1 pseudogene is annotated in these 232 nt (G+C 48.3%); it reads right to left on the bottom strand.

Going from position 1 to position 232, the window contains the following annotated elements:
• Nucleotides 1–51: 51 nt before the first annotated feature.
• Nucleotides 52–231 (bottom strand): annotated as a pseudogene (locus ACTHS4_RS12715) (class I SAM-dependent methyltransferase); the annotation flags it as partial.
• Nucleotide 232: the final 1 nt, after the last annotated feature.

Genomic DNA, 232 nt, shown 5'->3' with positions numbered 1-232 from the left:
ATGTTGGCGTTGTCTCTCTGCAAGCTCTGATGTTAGTTCGATAATATATTAATGATTCAGGCCGTCTGAAAGGTTTTGCAATAGTTTGGCCGCGAGATGTCCTGTACCTGCACCAAATTCTTAGATATTGCCTGCTGCTTGTGGCAATAATACGGCAAGTTGTTTGGCAAGGGTTTGACCGAATCGGGGGGAGAGGGGGCGGGCAGTGATGAAGTCGCCGTCCATGCCAATT

Origin of the sequence: Neisseria sp. P0014.S009, assembly GCF_051958155.1 — a bacterium.
In the GTDB taxonomy this organism is placed as follows: Bacteria; Pseudomonadota; Gammaproteobacteria; order Burkholderiales; family Neisseriaceae; genus Neisseria; species Neisseria flavescens_C.
This window is presented reverse-complemented; position numbering and strand designations above follow the sequence as displayed.